Here is a 15845-nt window from a genome sequence, read left to right on the forward strand (position 1 = left end):
GCCCCGACCCTTCATCGGCCAAGAAGAAAAGCAAACCCGCTCACTCGAGGCCGCCGCATTTGGGCGGCCTTCTTTTATGAACTCGCTGCCCGCCCTCAGCCTTCCACGCTGAGCTTCCACAACGGCGGCAGATCGGCGAAGGGCGGCGTGGTGTGGGCAATGACGATCGCGGCGCGCCGGCTGTCGGAATCGATCTTGCTGTTGATCGCCTTGACGTGCGCCTTCACGGCATCGAGCCCGACGCCGAGGATGCCCGCGATCTCTTCGTTCGACTTGCCCTGCGCGATCCACGACGCCACCTCGATCTGGCGCGGCGTCAGCGCGGGAAATGCCAGACGCAGGCGGTCGCTCGGTGTCAGCGCCGCCAGCGTTCGCTCCTGCGCCTGGCGGTAGCCGCGTAGGATGTGCGGACGAAAACCCTGCATCCGGTCGCGCTCCTCGTCGCTGAACGCCGGCCGTCCCACCACGCGATGCCCGACAACCGTGACCACATAACCGGCGTGCTCGAACGCGATCCCCATGATCCGCCGCGCCCCCGACGGCAGGAACACCTCCTTGGCAATCGGCAGCTCGACGAATTCCTCGTCGCTGAAGAAATCCGACTCGCGCAGCGCGCGTTCGCCATAGAACGCCGGATCGTGCTGCCAGAACGGATGCGAGTGCATGTGCTTCGCAAACGCCTGCATGCCGCGGGCACGAACCTCCGGATCGTCGCCGACCGAAATCAACGACCGGAAATCCCAGCTCGGACGATGGAACTCGGTGAAGCTCACCACCTCCACATCGACCAGGCGGCCGACGCCGGCGAACAGGCGGTGGCCTGGCAGTACGCCTTCGGCGACGTGACCCCGATCGGCGCTCGCGTTCCAGGGCCTGGGAACCGGATTCACCGTGGCCGGCGTGCCGCTGGCGCGGAACGCGGCACTGGTCGAAGGCGGCCTCGACCTGCGGGTCACACCGCAGGCCAGCATCGGCATCGCCTATGTCGGCCAGCTTGCCGACCGGGTCCAGGACCACTCGGTAAAGGCCAGTTTTAGCTGGAAATTCTGACCCGGCGTCGCCGCCTGGCTCCCGCCCCATCCACGCCGATCCGGAATCCGATCCGCCGATTTTGCTGCATTGCACAGTCGTGCATGCTGCCATGCAAACAAATCCGTTGTATCTGGCATCTGGTATACATAGTTTGACTGCAGATGATGAGCCGGCCCATTGCTGGCCTCCAATGAAAGGGGACACCAATGTCCAAGACCACTGTACTGACGCTCGCGCCCTCCTCCACCCTGTTCGGCCGCCTGCTGGCCTCGATCGACCGCCTGCTGATGAAGAGCGCGGAGATTTCGAATCGCAACGGCGACCTGCCGCGCTTCGGCCTCTAAGCCAAGGGATTTCCGGCGCTCTCCGCCGATGCAGCTTTCGTCGCAAGATGCGACCTGACATTGAACCTTCGACCAATGGCCCCGATTTTCGGGGCCATTTCCTTGCGCGCTGAACTACTCTCCCGGGGTGCCCGGGCTGAGTCCTGTGCGGCATAAGCGCGCGCTGCCCCTGCGACAGCTTGAACCTTGGCATATCGGATACCAAGATGGCCATCGCGCGCTCATAAGCAACGACAAGGGGCGCACTGGGAGGATCTATGTCGGACATGGTTCAGGCAACTGCGGCCCCCGCGGCCGCGCGTGTCAGCGACACCTATCGCTGGATGCAACTCGCGATCGGCGTCGCCGCGATGGTGATGATCGCAAATTATCAATACGGGTGGACATTCTTCGTCCCCGACATCCAGAAGAAATTCGGATGGGATCGCGCATCGATCCAATGGGCCTTCACGCTGTTCGTGCTGTTCGAGACCTGGCTGGTGCCGGTCGAAGGCTGGTTCGTCGACAAATACGGTCCGCGCATCGTCGTGCTGGTCGGCGGCATCCTCTGCGCACTCGGCTGGGCGATCAACGCCCAGGCGACGTCGCTGAACGGCTACTATCTCGGCATGATCATCGCCGGCATCGGCGCCGGCGGCGTCTACGGCACCTGCGTCGGCAACGCGCTGAAATGGTTTCCGGATAAGCGCGGACTTGCCGCGGGCATCACCGCTGCCGGCTTCGGCGCAGGCTCGGCGCTCACGGTCGCGCCGATCCAGGCGATGATCAAGGACTCCGGCTTCCAGACCACCTTCCTTTATTTCGGTCTCGGCCAGGGCATCATCATCGTGCTGCTCTCCTTCTTCCTGCTGGCGCCGAAGGCCGGACAGGTGCCGGCCGTCGTGGCGAACGCCAACATCATCCAGACCCGGCGTAACTATCAGCCGACCGAAGTGCTGCGGCAGCCGATCTTCTGGCTGATGTACTTCATGTTCGTGATCGTCGGCGCCGGCGGCCTGATGGTGACGGCGAACCTGAAGCCGATCGCGGTCGACTGGAAGGTCGACAGCGTGCCAGTCACGCTGATGGCGGTGACGATGACGGCCGTCACCTTCGCGGCAACCATCGACCGCGTCCTCAACGGCCTGACGCGTCCGTTCTTCGGCTGGATCTCCGACATGATCGGCCGCGAGAACACGATGTTCATCGCCTTCGGCATGGAAGGCATCGGCATCTGGATGCTCTACCTCTGGGGACACGACCCGGTTTGGTTCGTGCTGCTCTCGGGCTTCGTGTTCTTTGCCTGGGGCGAGATCTACTCGCTGTTCCCCTCGACCTGCACCGATACGTTCGGCGCCAAGTTCGCCACCACGAATGCGGGCCTGCTCTACACCGCGAAGGGCACCGCGGCGCTCTTGGTGCCGATCGCCAACTACATGCAGCAATCGTCGGGCAACTGGGACAAGGTGTTCATCATCGCGGCAGGCGCCAACATCCTCGCCTCGCTGCTCGCGATCATGCTGCTCAAGCCCTGGCGAAAAATCGTGGTCGCGAAATCGGCTACGGCTTGAGCAACCGCCTCACCACAGCCTGCGAAGCGCCTGGCCAAAAGCCGGGCGCTTTTCATTTTGGCTGGCCACGAGATGCCGTCAGGACCGGCGCGTCGAATGTCAGATTTGCTGCGTTGCAGCGGAATGAAGGGCTTGCTTTCTGGAATATAGTATACCAACTTCCGCCGGGCGCTTGCGACGATACGCCACAATAATTGCGACACTCGGTCACAAGACCAGCGCGCTCGGGAGGACTTGATGGTTTCCAGCAATACTGCCGTCACACAAGCTCAACCTTCGTCCAGCGGCTTCCGCTGGCTGCAGCTCGTCATGGGCATCGTCTGCATGGCGATGATCGCGAACCTGCAATATGGCTGGACGCTGTTCGTCGATCCGATCGACGGCGCGCATCACTGGGGCCGCGCGGCGATCCAGTTCGCCTTCACGATCTTCGTGGTGACCGAGACCTGGCTGGTGCCGGTCGAGGCCTGGTTCGTCGACAAATACGGCCCGCGGCTCGTCATCATGTTCGGCGGCATCATGATCGCGCTCGCCTGGGTGTTGAACTCCTATGCCGACTCGCTCGCCCTGCTCTACACCGCCGCCGTGTTCGGCGGCATCGGCGCCGGTGCGGTGTACGGCACCTGCGTCGGCAACGCGCTGAAGTGGTTTCCCGATCGCCGCGGCCTCGCCGCCGGCGCAACCGCGGCCGGCTTCGGCGCCGGCGCCGCGCTCACGGTGGTGCCGATTGCAAAGATGATCGCCGCGAGCGGCTATCAGACCGCGTTCTTCGATTTCGGCATCGGACAGGGATTGATCGTCTTCCTGCTCGCCTTCTTCATCCAGCCGCCCGCGGTCTCGATCCCGCCGAAGAAGAAGCAGCTCAATCTGCCGCAGACCAAGGTCGACTTCACGCCGCCGCAGGTGCTGCGCAGCCCGATCTTCTGGGTGATGTATCTGGTGTTCGTGATGGTCGCCGCCGGCGGCCTGATGGCGGCGGCGCAGATCGCGCCGATCGCGCACGACTACAAGATCGCGAACACGCCGGTCACGCTCGCCGGCTTCCAGATGGCCGCGCTGACCTTTGCGATCTCGCTCGACCGCATCTTCGACGGTTTCGGACGGCCGTTCTTCGGTTGGGTGTCCGACAATATCGGCCGCGAGCACACCATGTTCATTGCGTTCGGCACCGGCGCGCTGATGCTGCTCACGCTATCCACCTGGGGTCACAACCCGGTGGTGTTCGTGCTGGCGACCGCGGTCTATTTCGGCGTGTTCGGGGAGATCTACTCGCTGTTCCCGGCGACCTGCGGCGACACCTTCGGCTCGAAGTTCGCGACCACCAACAACGGCATGCTCTACACCGCGAAGGGCACCGCAGCGCTCTTGGTGCCTGCCGCCAGCATCGTTGCCGCCAGCTATGGCTGGCAGGCGGTGTTCGTGATCGCGGTCGCCCTCAACGCCACTGCGGCGCTGATGGCGCTGTTCGTGATCAAGCCGATGCGCCGCGCCTTCATCAACGGCAACGAGGCTGCAGCCGCGGAAGAGACCGCGACGAGCGCCAAGACGGCTTGAATCAAGACGGCTTGGCTAAAGACCACCCGATCAGGACCGCTTGGTCCCGACATTTCCCCGGAGACTGATGGAGGCGCATTTCGGTGCGCCTCTTCTCTTTTTTGCCAGCTCAGGGATGCCAGATGCCACCACGTTTAGTGCGGCAGATCGCCCGCGCCGCCCACGGCCGCTCACAATCGTCGGAAATGTCAGCAAACCTGCCTATTTAAGCATTTTGCTGATGGTAGATTTCTGTGACAGCCACGTTGACAATTGGCATTTTGTATACCAGACTCCAGTCAACGATAACCAAGGAGGTTGCCATGCAAGTCGGAGATATCCTGCGCAAGAAGACCCCCCGCGTCGCCACGGTGCGCATGAACGAGACGGTGGCGATCGCCGCGCAACTGATGCGCGCCAGCAATATCAGCGCGCTCGTGGTCAAGGATGTCGTTCGCACCGAGGGTAACACCGCCGTCGGCATGTTCACCGAGCGCGACGTGGTGCGCGCGATCGCCGAGCACGGTGCGGCGGGCGCAAGCATGAAGGTGTCGCAGTTCGTGTCGGTGCAGCAGCTGGTGTCGTGCACATCGAGCGACACGCTCGAGCACATCCGTCATCTCATGACCAAGCACCACATTCGCCACGTGCCCGTCATCGACAATTACAGCCTGATCGGCGTCGTCAGCATGCGCGACATCGCCGCCGCATTCGACGAGGAGACCGCCGCGTCGAAGAAGGACGCCGTGCCGGCGTAACAAGCGCCTGCTTTGCGTTGCTCTCAGCCAGGCGCTGCGTGTTCGATCACCAGCGCCTGAACAGATGACGAAAGATTTCCGTCCCGCCCTCGCCTGACCGCCGCGGCCCGTCATTTCCGCATGGGCGCGCCGCAGGTCGCCGGTAGACAATTGCCGGACAGGACTGCATCCTTCCCTCGACATCCCATAACAACACCGTGCGCCGCCGTCCGCGCCACGGAAAATTTTGATGGAAACGAGGGCAGAATGATCAAGACACGTTTCACCGAGATGTTCGGCGTCGACCACCCGATCGTGCAGGGCGGCATGCAATGGGTCGGGCGCGCCGAGCTGGTTGCCGCCGTCGCCAATGCCGGCGCGCTCGGCATGATCACCGCTCTGACGCAGCCGACGCCGGACGATCTGCGCAAGGAAATCGCGCGCTGCCGCGAGCTGACGGACAAGCCGTTCGGCGTCAACCTGACCATCCTGCCCGCGATCAAGCCGCCGCCCTACGCCGAGTATCGCCAGGCCATCATCGAGAGCGGCATCAAGATCGTCGAGACCGCCGGCAACAAGCCGCAGGAACATGTCGACGAGTTCAAGAAGCACGGCATCAAGGTGCTGCACAAATGCACCAGCGTGCGCCACGCGCTGTCCGCCGAGCGGATGGGCGCCGACGCGATCTCGATCGACGGCTTTGAATGCGCCGGCCATCCCGGCGAGGACGACACCCCCGGCCTGATCCTGATCCCCGCCGCCGCCGACAAGGTGAAGATCCCGATGATCGCTTCCGGCGGCTTCGGCGATGCGCGCGGCCTGGTCGCAGCGCTCGCGCTCGGCGCCGAAGGCATCAACATGGGCACGCGCTTCATGTGCACCAGGGAGAGCCCGATCCATCAGCTGGTGAAGGAACGCATCGTCGCCAATGACGAGCGCGAGACCGAGCTGATCTTCCGCACCATGCGCAACACCTCGCGCGTCGCCAAGAACGCGATCTCGACCAAGGTCGTGCAGATGGAGAAGGAAGGCGCCAAGTTCGAGGACGTGCGCGAGCTGGTCGCCGGCGCGCGCGGCAAGATGGTCTACGCGTCAGGCGATGCCGACGAAGGCATCTGGTCGGCCGGCCAGGTGCAGGGCCTGATCCACGACATTCCGTCCTGCGCCGAGCTGGTGTCGCGCATCGTCCACGAAGCGGAAGCGATCATTCGCGAGCGGCTGGAAGCGATGATGTCCGGCGCCAAGCGCCAGGCCGCGGAATAGGCCGGAGCGGAGCACGAGTGTTATCCGTCACCCTGAGGAGCGCGAAGCGCGTCTCGAAGGGTCAACGGCCACCAGCCGGGCCGTCCATCCTCCGAGGGCCGCTGAAAAAGCGGCCACCTCAGGATGACGGAATTCAAGTCATCTCGCGTTAGACACAACGAGAAGAAGCCCATGAAAGCCTATGTCTACGGCCCTAACGGCCCTGAAATCACCGACGTTGCGAAGCCCGTGCCGAAGGGCACCCAGGTGCTGGTCAAGGTCCATGCCTGCGGGCTGAACCGCGCCGATCTCGGCATGACCAAGGGCCATGTCCACGGCGCGGCCGGCGGCGTCGGCACCGTGCTCGGCATGGAATGGGCCGGCGAGGTCGCCGAGCTCGGCCCCGATGCCAAAGGCGTCAAGGTCGGCGACAAGATCATGGGCTCCGGCGGCGCGGCATTCGCCGAATACACGCTGGCCGATCACGGCCGGCTGTTCCGCGCGCCCTCCAACATGAATTTCGACGAGGCCGCAACCCTGCCCGTTGCGCTCGCCACCATGCACAACGCCGTCGTCACCAACGGCGCGCTGCAGCCGGGCCAGAGCGTGCTGATCCAGGGCGCAAGCTCCGGCGTCGGGCTGATGGCGATGCAGATCGCCAAGCTGAAGGGCGCCAAGCTCGTGGTGGGCTCATCGACCGACGCGATGCGTCGCGGCCGACTGAAGGAGTTCGGCGCCGATCTCGCGGTGGACTCGAAGGATCCCGGCTGGGTCGATCAGGTGCTGCAGGCGACATCAGGCGAAGGCGTCGACCTGATCGTCGACCAGGTTTCCGGACTGGTCGCGAACCAGAACCTCAAGGCGACCAAGGTCAAGGGCCGCATCGTCAATGTCGGCCGGCTCGGCGGCACCCATGGCGACTTCAACTTCGACCTGCACGCGGCGCGCCGCATCCAGTATATCGGCGTCACCTTCCGCACCCGTTCGATCGAGGAGATCCGCGCGATCTTCGAGGAGGTGCGCAAGGACATCTGGCCCGCGGTCGAGGCACGTAAGCTGCAGCTGCCGATCGACCAGGTCTACAAATTCGCCGACATCGGCAAGGCGTTCGAACACATGGAAGCCAACAAGCACCTCGGCAAGATCGTGGTGACGCTGTAGCAGCAGGCTCCGGCGATTTGCGAGTGAAGGGCGGATCAGCCAACGGGTCCGCGCTTGCCGCGTGCTATGCCCTGGCTCTTTCGCGTGCGATGTTCAGCCGACCGGTCCGGGAATCCAATAGTCCCCCGCAAGCGGGCTGACCTTGACGCCACTGATGACTCCGAGCTCCAGGCTTGGATCGAAATAGCGCATCGTCCGCTCATTGAGGTCAATGATGCGGCCAGGCCTGAGTGGCCCCACGTCATTTATCTTCACGATGACCTTCTTGCCGACGGCCTCGACGAGGGCATATTTCGGCCTCGCGCCAAATTGGACCCCACCAAACTTCCGGCGCAGACTCGTCTTGATGGCAGCCGCCCAGACCGAGTGATCATAGCGCTCGCCGGAGGCTGTGCTCGGACCGCCCTCCTCCTTGCCGGGCTTGAATGGATTGTACATGGATGCCGCGCCAACGATTGCATCCCCACACGCGGCATTGACGACGGCGCTTGAATGAACCGCAGCGATTTCACTTCGAGCAGCGGTGCCAGAAAAGGCGAGCGCAACCAGGGCGCCGCAAATCGCGGCGCTCGAGCCGAACAGCATCATAACTCCTTGATTGATTTTCTTCGATCGTCCGGTTCCCGATGCCGCAAAACATGGTCAAGCGAACGCGGAGGCGTTTACGCGTGCCAATTCCTTGCGGATTCGTGCCAGTTCCGGCAGTGGAACCATCGTGAGAACCTGGGCGGCCCTCACACCGTGTTTTTCAGTTTCTGGCTCGACTAAAACAGAGATTGCGTCAGCAAAATGACTGAATGGAGCTGTCTTCGACAGCGCGTGAAGAGTGTCGGCGTCACCTTCCGCACCCGCTCGATCGCGGAAATCCGCGCGATCTTCGGCGAAGGTGCGCATAGCAAAGCGGCGCGAAGCAAGTGCTCCGCGCCGCTTGACCGTATGATTAACGTTATGATTATCGCGACGTTCCCCCTCGCCCCGTCGTGGCGGATTGAGCCGTCTGGTTCGGCGTCACGATATTGAACCAGAAGTCGAACGTGTCGAGATACGACACGAGATCGCGCAGCTTGGTCTGGTCTCCGCTGACCTTCACCGCGCCGGCCGAGATGGCATCATCAAACCTGGTTTGCTGCAGGATGATGCTGTTCAGCGTATCCCGCGACAACGCGACGGTCGCATCGGCATTGTTGGACTTCATGTTCGCCGTGTGGTTCAGCACTCCGTTCTTCAGTTCGACGAAGTAGTTGCCGTCCTTGCCGAACTCGAAGTTGAGCTTCGCATGTGCGTTGCCGGCCTTCTCCGCGTTGAGGCGAACCCCGAGATAGTCGAAGAACAAATCCGCGGACATCGCGCGCACCGTATCGGGGCTCGCGGTGTTCGGCGTCGGCAGCTTGGCGACACCGTTGCGCAGCTCCTGGGCGCCGGTCAGGTAGAAGTTGCGCCACGGTCCGGACTCGGCCTGATAGCCGAGCTGCTCGAGCGCGTCGGCTTCGAGATTCTTGGCGGCCTGATTGTCGGGATCGGCGAACACGACGTGGTGGACGGCTTGAGCCACCCAGCGATATTCGCCCTTGTCGTAGGAAGCCTTGGCCTTCTTCAGAACCTCGTCGCTGCCGCCCATGAACTCGACGTACTTCTTGCTCGCCTCGACCGGCGGCAGTTCGTGCAGGGTGGCCGGGTTGCCGTCGAACCAGCCAAGATAAAGAACATAGGTGGCGGCCACGTCATGATAGATCGAGCCGTAGTAACCACGGTTTGCCCAGACGTTGGCGAGGCTGTCAGGCATTTTGAATCCGTCGGCGATCTCGCGCATCGTCATGCCGTGGTTGACCATGCGCAAGGTCTGGTCGTTGATGAAGCGGTAAAGGTCGCGCTGGCTCTCCAGAAGTGAGACCACCTTGTCATTGCCCCATGTCGGCCAGTGATGCTGCGCAAACACCACGTCGACCTTGTCGCCCCACATCACCAGCGCCTGGTTGAGGTACTTCGACCAGGGGAGCGGCTCGCGAATTTTGGCGCCGCGAAGCGAATATGTATTGTGCAGCGTGTGGGTCGCGTCCTCGGCGGATTCCATCGCCTTCTTTTCCTCGATGAACCACATCATCTCCGACGGCGCTTCCGAACCGGGCGCCATCAGAAATTCGTAGGTCAAGCCGTCGATCTTCTCTTTCTGTCCGGTTTCCTTGATGATGTTGGTCGGCGCGATGAGCGTGACCGTGCCCGCCGAGGTCGTGGTGCCGAGACCCGCGCCGACCTGACCTTTCGGATCCGCCTTGAGCAGGTTGCCGTACATGTAGCTGGCGCGCCGGCTCATCGCGGTGCCGGCCATGACGTTCTCGGCGACCGCAGCCTCCAGGAATCCATCCGGCGCGTAGATCTTGACCTTGCCGGACTGGACGTCGTCCTCGCTGGTGACGCCCCGCACACCACCATAGTGATCGACGTGGCTGTGGGTGTAGATCACGGCCTTGACGGGTTTGTTTCCGCGCTTCGAGCGGTACAGGTCGAGCGCCACCTTTGCCGTCTCTGCCGACACGAGCGGATCGACGATTGTAATGCCCTCGCTGCCCTCGATGATCGTCATGTTCGACAGGTCCTGATTGCGGACCTGATAGATGCCGTCGGTCACCTCGAACAAGCCGGAGATGTTGATCAGCCGGGATTGTCGCCACAGGCTTGGGTTGACCGTATCGGGGGCTGTCGCGTCGCTGATGAAGCCTACTGCTGCGGGTTCCAGATCGCGTTGCCCGTGCTTCCCTTGATTGCCTCGGAAGGCAGCACGGCCATGAAGCCTTTGTTCGCGGCGTCGAAATCGGAGGTGTCGTTAAACGGCAGCTGTTTCAGCAAGACCGAATTTGCCTGCTTGGTCGCATCGGCCGCGCCCTTGCGCAAATCTTGAGTCTGTGCCGCAGCCGTACCGATCAGCCCCGCACTGACAACCCCGAGGATTGACGCCTTCGCGAAAACGCTCCTCATGTGGCCTCTCCCTTCTGCATTGGATATTGGTCCACTCCCTGAGCACCGAGAGCATCGCCGCCAAACACTTCCAGAGGGGAATCGTTCCCCCGTAGTTGCGGGTCAGACCATACGCTGCAGCATCTGTCCGCATGGCTGGCACCAACTGCACACCAACGCCGCGAGCCGAGCCGCCGAAAAAGGTGTCTAGCGCGGGAAATCACGCGCCGGGCAGCCGTGCATGCCGCGATTGCCGGATTTGAAGGTGAGGCACAGCGCAACAGCCCTGCCGGGAGGGCGTTGATTTGCCGCACGTGCTCACGTCCTGGCGATGGCGAACCGTTCGCATTTTACAGCAAACGGAAGACCGCCCGAAGGCGGTTCCCTGTTGTGGAAGCGGAACCATCGACCACGGCCGAATTCGGTCCCTGCGAGCGCTACGACTGGTCCGCCTACGCACCCGGTCTGACTTGTGTGATGGCGACTCCGGAGATCGCGAGCAGTCCGCCGACAATCAGCTTCGGCGTCACGCTGTCGCCAAGGAACAGCACGCTCGAGATCAGCGCGAACACCGGAAGCAGCAGTCCGAACGGCGCGACGCGGGCCATGGAGCAGCGGGCGATCAGCCAGAACCACAGGCCGAACCCGACAATGCCGCCGATGAAGACGGTGTAGGCGAGCGCCAGCCAGCCCCGTTGATCCGCAGTGCCAAGGCTCGCCAGCTGTCCGTATTCCAGCAACAGCGACATCAACATCACCTGCGGCACCGTGAGCAGCGACGACCACCCCATCAGCATCAGGGGATCAAACGGGCCGTAGCGTTTCGTCAGGACGGTGGACACCGCGAATGCGAAGGCAGCGGCAACCACGAGCAACAGCGGAAGCGCGTTTGCCGACAGCCCCGGCCCCGCTGCCAGCACCACCACGCCGACGAACGCCAGTACCACGCCGGCGGATGTGACGAGCGACGGCCGCTCCGCGAGCAGCGGCCAGGCGAGCAGCACGGTGAAGGGCGGGGCGAGTTGATAGGCGACGGCCGACATGCTCCCCGAGCCGAGCCCAAGGCCGACATAGAACAGCCCGAAGTTCAGTCCGCCGAGGAAAACCGAAATAGCTGCGACAGGGCCGAGTTGTTGGCGTGTCGGCCTTCTGACGAACGGAACAAGCAGCAGCGCGATGGCCAGGAAACGCAGTCCGAGGAAGAACAGCGGCGGAAACTCGGTGACGCCGACCTTTATGACCACGAACTGATAACCCCAGAGCAAGGGAACGGCCACCGCGCAAATGATCTGGATGGCAGACATCGCATCCTTCCTTTCAAGACCGATCGGTCCATATATGGGCGTACCGATCGCGCAGACGTCCAGAGGACATCAAGGGTCATTCCAACAGTTGCTTATTTGATGAAGCGATCGAGCAGCGCGTCAGCGGTGGCCTGCGACGTGGTACGTGCCGGAGCCGTCTTTGCGACCACGCGCAGCCCCCAAAGGAAACAGATCAGGATTCGGGCGGCACTCGAAGGCTCGACGCCATCGGCCAATCTGCCCGCGATCTCCGCACGGGAAAATGCGTCCGCCACCCTGGTCTCCATGGTTTTGAAGAAGCTCGCGAAGCGACGACCAACCTCGGCATCCTGGCCGGCCAGCTCCATCGCCGTCGCCACCAACAGGCAGCCACGCCGGCCATTGGCACCGCACGTGCGCTCAACGTAACCGGCAAGGTAGGCCCGCAGGCCATCGACCGGATCTCTGCGGGGATCGAGTTCGTCATCCATCCGGGTCAGGGCATCGGCAATGTAGCGATCGAGTGCGCGCAGGAACAGCGAATGCTTGTCGCCGAACGCGGCGTAAAGGCTGCCGCGCGAGAGTTTTGTCGCACGCAGCAGGTCCGGGAGTGCCGTGGCGTGATAGCCGCGCGACCAGAACACATTCATCGCGCGTTCGATGGCGGCGTCCACGTCGAAACTTCGCGGGCGGCCACGGGGCGCCTGCATGGTGGTTTGGCGGCTCATTGCCGATATATAGACCAATCGGTCCTTAAATGGCAAGGGCCGCTTTGGATCATTAGCTCGTAGGATGGGTAGAGCGAAGCGAAACCCATCGATTGCATCCGCACGCCGAGATGATGGGTTTCGCTGCGCTCTACCCATCCTACGTTACGCGTCGAGATGGCGGCATGAGTTACCCATTCGACACGACGGGCGGTGCAGCGCGCACCCGGCATTCCCTGCTCCCTCTTGTGTCGTGGCGAAACGATTTTGCAAAGCTCGGGCGAAACGCGCCGCGAGAACGCAGACGTTCGGTTGACACGTCGCGCAACACATCCAGCGTCGTCCTGGCGGAAGCCCATAGGCGCTAAAATAGGATTTGCGCCTTGGATTCGTTTGTGATTCCAAGATGGAATGGCACACGAATCGCTTGTGAACAAAGATTGGGCGCGCGTTGTCGCCCGACTTGGCGGAGCCGAGGCTCTGAACATTAGCGCGCGCAAGACGAAGGCGTTTGTCCGTCCGCGGGAGATCAGCAATGCGGTCGACTTGCTGCGCCTGATCTTGGCTTATTGCCTTGGTGAGAAAGGGCTGCGGTTGACGGCGGCATGGGCCACGTCGGTTGGGCTTGTCGATATCTCCAACGTGGCTCTGTTGTATCGCTTACGTCAGTGCGGAGATTGGCTGGCAATCTTGGTCGAGCAGGCGCTTGCCGACGCGGCGCCGAAGGCGAGCCGCGGTCGTCTGATCCGTATTGTTGACGCCACGACGGTCCCCAAGGCTGGGACGAGCGGCAGGAACAAGAACGCAGTGTGGCGTATCCATAGCGCGTTCGATCTTCCGCAGGAGCGCTTTGGTCACTTCGAGCTGACCGATCAGCGAGCGGGCGAGACGCTGGATCGGATACCGGCGGTTGCCGGTGAGATCCGTCTTGCCGATCGCGCCTATCTGCAACCGGAGCGCATGGCGCATCTCGTCGATGCCGATGCAGACTTCGTGATCCGGGCCGGCTGGAAGAGCGCGCGCTGGCTCGATGCCGAAGGTAATCTTGTTGACCTCACTGCCGAACTGCGCAACGCCTCGGCGCGTGGCCTGATCGATCGGCCGATTTGGATAAAGCGCAAGTCAGGTGCGCCGCCGCTCGCAGTGCGTCTGGTTGCCGCGAAGAAGCCGGCGCAAGCTGCTGCGGCTGCGCGACGCAAGGCGCGCCGGACTGCACAAAAGGGAGGTCATCAGCTCTCCAGGCAAACACTTGACGCCGCAGATTGGGTGATCCTGGTGACCTCACTCAGGCCAGAGGACTTCACGACTGCAGATATCCTCGCCCTCTATCGGCTGCGATGGCGCATTGAGCTCGGCTTCAAGCGGCTGAAAAGCCTGATTGGCCTGAAGGGACCTCCCGGAACCGACGAGCGGTCCGCCAGACCCCATATCCTCGCTCATCTGCTGATCATTCTATTGCTCGAGCCGCTCGTCGACGAACTCGAAGACTCTCCCCGCTTGCCCGACGCCGCCTGACCCACCCAGTGACGTGGCGTCTGCTGCGCCAGCTCGTCGCTTCGCTACGGCAAGCGATCATTCCACAGCCCGCAATCGCTCTACTCTGCAGAGCCAGTCACGCTCTCCGGCGACATCTACGCGAGCCACCCAGACATAAGCGCCACTATCAGACTATGATCAAACTATCTTAGCGCCTATGGGCGGAAGCCAGGACCCATTACCCCGAATGCGAGTCATGACGCGATGCGGTTGCCACAGCTCACTTCAACCACACAACCCTGTGGTTGTGGATTCTGGCTTCCGCCGGGACGACCGCGCGATTTTGGCAAAATCCTGCAATTGCAACTGAGTGGCGATTGCGTTTCATCAACGACACTTGATGTTCACCAACTCCCTGCTAAACCGCCGCCCATGAGCTCTTCCAGCACCAGCGCACCCTCCACCAAGACATCGGTCGCCGCGATCTCGATCCTCGCCAGCGGCAGCATGGCGGTGGCGAAGTTCGTGGTCGGCATCGCGATCGGATCGCTGGCGCTGATCTCGGAGGCGCTGCACTCGTCGATCGACCTGGTCGCCACCATCATCACCTGGGCGGTGGTGCGGGTGTCGGACCAGCCGGCCGACGCCGAGCATCATTACGGACACGGCAAGTTCGAGAGCGTCTCGGCGCTCGGCATCATCGCCCTGCTCTATGTGCTGGCCGGCGGCATCCTGGTCCAGGCCTACAGCCATCTGCGCGAAGGCGCGCCGCCGCCGTCGATCTCGGCCATTCCCTTTGTCGTTCTGGTCATCGATATCGGCGTCAATCTGTGGCGGGCCCGCGCGCTGCACCGCGCCGCGCGCGACACCAAGAGCCAGGCGCTGGCCGCCGATGCGCTGCATTTCGCCTCCGACGTGATGGGCTCGACCGCCGTCATCGTCGGCCTGGTGCTCGCCGGCTTCGGCTTCTGGTGGGGCGATGCCGCAGCGGCGATCGCGGTCGCGGTGATGATCGCCCTGCTCGGCCTGCGCATGGCGCGGGAGACGGTCGAGACCCTGCTCGACCGCGCGCCCGAAGGCGCGCTGGAGAAGGCCACCGCCGCCATCAAGGCCGTGCCGGGGGTGGTCGATGTCGACCGGTTGCGCGTCCGCATGGTCGGCGCGACGCATTTCATCGATGCCATCGCCAAGGTGCCGCGCACCTACCCGATCGACCGCGTCGAGGACATCAAGCCGCCGGGCGCAGGCGGCGCTGACCAAGACGTTCGGCGACGCCGACCTCACCTTCACCGCGGTGCCGGTGGCGCGCGACAATGAGAGCGTGCGCGAGCGCATCATGGTGATCGCGCGCAATTCCGGCCTCGCCATCCACCACGTCACGGTGCACGACATCGGCGGCAAGCTGATCGTCGGCATCGACCTCGAGGTCGACAGCGACATGGCGCTCGACGCGGCGCACGACATCGCCCACGGGCTCGAGCGCGCGATCCGCGAGGATTTCGGCGAGGACGTCGAGGTCGACACCCATATCGAGCCGCTCGAGCCGGAACTGCCGTGGGGAACCGACGCCGCGCCGGACCGCGTCGAAGCCATCAAGGCGGCGCTGACCGGCTTTGCCGATGGCGGCGCGATCCATGACATCCACAATGTGCGGGTCCGCAACACCGACGCCGGCGAGGTCGTCAACTTCCATTGCCGCGCGCAGCCTTCGATGAGTGTGATCAAGGTGCACGAAAGCGTCGACGAGATCGAACGCAAACTGCGTCGTGCGTTCCCCACCGTGAAGCGTGTGATCAGTCACGCAGAGCCGACGCGCGCGTAATTTTAC

15 protein-coding genes and 1 pseudogene are annotated in these 15845 nt (G+C 63.1%); 9 read left to right on the forward strand and 7 right to left on the reverse strand.

Annotation, left to right across the window (positions count from 1 at the left end):
* Positions 1 to 95: 95 nt before the first annotated feature.
* Entirely contained in the window at positions 96 to 890 is a 795-nt protein-coding gene (locus ACVWZM_RS03500) for a helix-turn-helix transcriptional regulator (protein WP_456851872.1), read from the reverse strand.
* Between the two features lies 1 nt (position 891).
* Between ACVWZM_RS03500 and ACVWZM_RS03505 the strand changes: the two genes are divergently transcribed.
* The 7 genes from ACVWZM_RS03505 to ACVWZM_RS03535 all read left to right on the forward strand — a co-directional run bounded on the left by ACVWZM_RS03505 (position 892) and on the right by ACVWZM_RS03535 (position 7599).
* Complete coding sequence (locus tag ACVWZM_RS03505) at positions 892 to 1050, forward strand: hypothetical protein (protein WP_456851874.1); 159 nt, start codon at positions 892 to 894, stop codon at positions 1048 to 1050.
* Positions 1051 to 1238: 188 nt separating this feature from the next.
* Entirely contained in the window at positions 1239 to 1376 is a 138-nt protein-coding gene (locus tag ACVWZM_RS03510; RefSeq protein WP_167350443.1) for a hypothetical protein, read from the forward strand.
* A 257-nt stretch (positions 1377 to 1633) separates the two neighbouring features.
* A complete protein-coding gene (oxlT, locus tag ACVWZM_RS03515) occupies positions 1634 to 2926 on the forward strand; it encodes an oxalate/formate MFS antiporter (RefSeq protein ID WP_076833351.1) in 1293 nt (430 codons plus the stop codon).
* 237 nt (positions 2927 to 3163) lie between these two features.
* On the forward strand, positions 3164 to 4480 hold the full coding sequence (gene oxlT, locus ACVWZM_RS03520; protein WP_028331533.1) for an oxalate/formate MFS antiporter: 1317 nt from the start codon (positions 3164 to 3166) through the stop codon (positions 4478 to 4480).
* A 302-nt stretch (positions 4481 to 4782) separates the two neighbouring features.
* On the forward strand, positions 4783 to 5217 hold the full coding sequence (locus ACVWZM_RS03525; protein ID WP_028331534.1) for a CBS domain-containing protein: 435 nt from the start codon (positions 4783 to 4785) through the stop codon (positions 5215 to 5217).
* Between the two features lie 246 nt (positions 5218 to 5463).
* Positions 5464 to 6459, forward strand: a complete 996-nt coding sequence (locus ACVWZM_RS03530) for an NAD(P)H-dependent flavin oxidoreductase (RefSeq protein ID WP_168858126.1) — start codon at positions 5464 to 5466, stop codon at positions 6457 to 6459.
* 171 nt (positions 6460 to 6630) lie between these two features.
* Complete coding sequence (locus ACVWZM_RS03535; RefSeq protein WP_456851876.1) at positions 6631 to 7599, forward strand: zinc-binding dehydrogenase; 969 nt, start codon at positions 6631 to 6633, stop codon at positions 7597 to 7599.
* A 93-nt stretch (positions 7600 to 7692) separates the two neighbouring features.
* Here the strand turns inward: ACVWZM_RS03535 and ACVWZM_RS03540 are convergent, their stop codons facing one another.
* The 6 genes from ACVWZM_RS03540 to ACVWZM_RS03565 all read right to left on the reverse strand — a co-directional run bounded on the left by ACVWZM_RS03540 (position 7693) and on the right by ACVWZM_RS03565 (position 12544).
* On the reverse strand, positions 7693 to 8187 hold the full coding sequence (locus ACVWZM_RS03540) for a septal ring lytic transglycosylase RlpA family protein (RefSeq protein ID WP_199805353.1): 495 nt from the start codon (positions 8185 to 8187) through the stop codon (positions 7693 to 7695).
* Between the two features lie 54 nt (positions 8188 to 8241).
* Complete coding sequence (locus ACVWZM_RS03545; RefSeq protein WP_316397107.1) at positions 8242 to 8493, reverse strand: hypothetical protein; 252 nt, start codon at positions 8491 to 8493, stop codon at positions 8242 to 8244.
* A 58-nt stretch (positions 8494 to 8551) separates the two neighbouring features.
* Complete coding sequence (locus tag ACVWZM_RS03550; RefSeq protein WP_456856614.1) at positions 8552 to 10225, reverse strand: alkyl/aryl-sulfatase; 1674 nt, start codon at positions 10223 to 10225, stop codon at positions 8552 to 8554.
* 89 nt (positions 10226 to 10314) lie between these two features.
* Positions 10315 to 10572, reverse strand: a complete 258-nt coding sequence (locus ACVWZM_RS03555) for a hypothetical protein (RefSeq protein ID WP_456851878.1) — start codon at positions 10570 to 10572, stop codon at positions 10315 to 10317.
* A gap of 431 nt (positions 10573 to 11003) precedes the next feature.
* Positions 11004 to 11855: an EamA family transporter gene (locus ACVWZM_RS03560; RefSeq protein ID WP_253587335.1), complete on the reverse strand. Its 852-nt coding sequence runs from the start codon at positions 11853 to 11855 to the stop codon at positions 11004 to 11006.
* Between the two features lie 92 nt (positions 11856 to 11947).
* On the reverse strand, positions 11948 to 12544 hold the full coding sequence (locus ACVWZM_RS03565) for a TetR/AcrR family transcriptional regulator (RefSeq protein WP_168858138.1): 597 nt from the start codon (positions 12542 to 12544) through the stop codon (positions 11948 to 11950).
* Between the two features lie 426 nt (positions 12545 to 12970).
* On the opposite strand from ACVWZM_RS03565, the gene ACVWZM_RS03570 reads away from it, so the two are divergent.
* Positions 12971 to 14056 (forward strand): IS4 family transposase, encoded by a 1086-nt coding sequence (locus tag ACVWZM_RS03570; RefSeq protein ID WP_456851881.1) that lies wholly within the window; start codon positions 12971 to 12973, stop codon positions 14054 to 14056.
* Positions 14057 to 14449: 393 nt separating this feature from the next.
* Positions 14450 to 15839: pseudogene (locus tag ACVWZM_RS03575) on the forward strand (cation diffusion facilitator family transporter).
* The last annotated feature ends 6 nt before the right edge of the window (positions 15840 to 15845 follow it).

The sequence above is a fragment of the Bradyrhizobium sp. USDA 4501 genome, assembly GCF_054062115.1.